Below are 1,969 nucleotides of genomic sequence, written 5' to 3' on the forward strand. Positions count from 1 at the left end.
ATCGGATGATGAATCATGATATGTACCCGGAGACGATTGATAATCGGTAATTATTCCGTTGTGTGATACGGAGTGTGAAACCAAGTGGAGTCACAGTAAAATCCGAACATTCAGTGCTGATTTTCAGCGGAATTGTGACCGAGTCACAGCGAAGTGTGACCAGCACTAAGCTCAATAAAAGTGTGACCTGAGGTGCAACCTGAACTGTGACTGTTATGCAGTGAAAAATTGATAGTACAGAAGCAGATTAAGGCGTACAATTTGTACGTCTTTTCTTTTTTATCCGAAAGAAAAAATGCCTATCTAGAGATCATAGGCATTAAATATTATTATCAATATCTTCATTTATTTTTTGGCTAAGTTTCTGAACCTTCTCTTTAACATTTGAAACAGCTCTTTTTTGAATTTCATCAAAGTTTTCCTGAATATAGTCCATGACACTTCTTATTAGAACTTCACTTTCAAAATTGAATATCTCATTTATTTCTGACTGTTCTTCATCTGTTAGGTGATGGTATTGAAGTTGTTTAGCATTTACTTCAGCAGCTACATCAATCCTAACTTTAGTTGTTCTGGTTGTACAATTTCATATTCACCTTCTGCATACTTTTGCTCCGCATAATGGCCTCCCCATTGACAGAGCTCCTGCAAGATAGGTTTAAGAGATTCTCCAAGTTCAGTGGATGAATATTCAACCTTCGGCGGTACTTGATTATACATCTTTCTGCTCACAAGTCCACTGGCTTCAAGCTCTCTAAGTGTTTGAATCAGCATTTTCTGAGTTATATTTGGGATCATGCGCTTTAATTCACTCGTTCTCTTTGGTCCATTCATTAAAAAGTATAATACAAGGCCTTTCCATTTTCCGCCAATAACTTCCTTTGTCACTTCAAACCCACAGCTAAATTTTTTCATGTCTAAAGCTCTCCATTCCACATTTATTACTTTTTAGTTACTATATCACAAAAAAGTGGGTACTTCCGATAATGTGCTTACTGAAGGATACTATATCTTGTAAGTTGTTCTTCAAGTACTTAAAGGTACTAGACATAAAATAAAATCAATTCTAAAGGAGTGTTAAGTATGGGTAAATTTGAAGGTAAAATAGCGCTTGTAACGGGTGGAACAAGTGGGATTGGTCTTGCTACAGCACAAAAATTTGTAAACGAAGGTGCATATGTTTATATCACGGGACGTAGACAAAACGAACTTGATAAAGCTGTTAACCAAATTGGCAAGAACGTAACCGGTGTTCAAGGTGATATTTCTAAGCTAGAAGACTTAGACAAACTATATGACATGATAAAGCAGGAAAAAGGTAAGTTGGACATTCTTTTTGCTAATGCAGGCACCGGCAACTTCCTTCCATTAGGTGAAATTACTGAAGAGCAGGTTGATAGAACGTTCGACATTAACGTTAAAGGAACCATCTTTACTGTTCAAAAAGCGTTATCACTATTCCCGGACAAAGTAGGTTCTATTATTGTAACGGGCTCTACTGCTGGATCAATTGGCAACCCAGCGTTTAGTGTATATGGAGCATCTAAAGCAGCATTAAGAGCACTGGTTCGCAACTGGATTCTTGACCTAAAAGGTACTGAAATCCGTGTAAATGTGGTGAGTCCAGGAGCTATTCTTACACCTGCATACGATGAGCTTTTTGGTGATGCACTTGAAGGAGCAATGGAAAATACCAGAAATACTGTTCCAGCTGGAAAAGTTGGGACACCTGAAGAAGTAGCAAACGCTGTATCTTTCCTTGCTTCAGACGAAAGCAGTTACTTGACGGGTGTTGAATTGTTCGTAGATGGCGGGCTAGCACAGGTATAATTTCACTGCGCAGAGATTACAAATAGTCCCCTTGGTAAGGTGTGAAATTGGTGTGACTTCATGATTAATGTCTAGAGCAAGTACTTATGGGACAAGACTTTGACCTGCCTTTTCTTCCACGAGGACTGCATGAACATCA

2 protein-coding genes are annotated in these 1,969 nt (G+C 38.4%); one reads left to right on the top strand and one right to left on the bottom strand.

Annotation, left to right across the window (positions count from 1 at the left end; genetic code table 11):
• Positions 1 to 546: 546 nt before the first annotated feature.
• Positions 547 to 915: a winged helix-turn-helix transcriptional regulator gene (locus D5S11_RS19615; protein ID WP_032871326.1), complete on the bottom strand. Its 369-nt coding sequence runs from the start codon at positions 913 to 915 to the stop codon at positions 547 to 549.
• 168 nt (positions 916 to 1,083) lie between these two features.
• Between D5S11_RS19615 and D5S11_RS19620 the strand changes: the two genes are divergently transcribed.
• A complete protein-coding gene (locus tag D5S11_RS19620) occupies positions 1,084 to 1,830 on the top strand; it encodes an SDR family NAD(P)-dependent oxidoreductase (RefSeq protein WP_020955730.1) in 747 nt (248 codons plus the stop codon).
• The last annotated feature ends 139 nt before the right edge of the window (positions 1,831 to 1,969 follow it).

The sequence above is a fragment of the Bacillus sp. L75 genome (genome assembly GCF_003676355.1).
Taxonomy (GTDB): Bacteria; Bacillota; Bacilli; order Bacillales; family Bacillaceae; genus Bacillus; species Bacillus velezensis.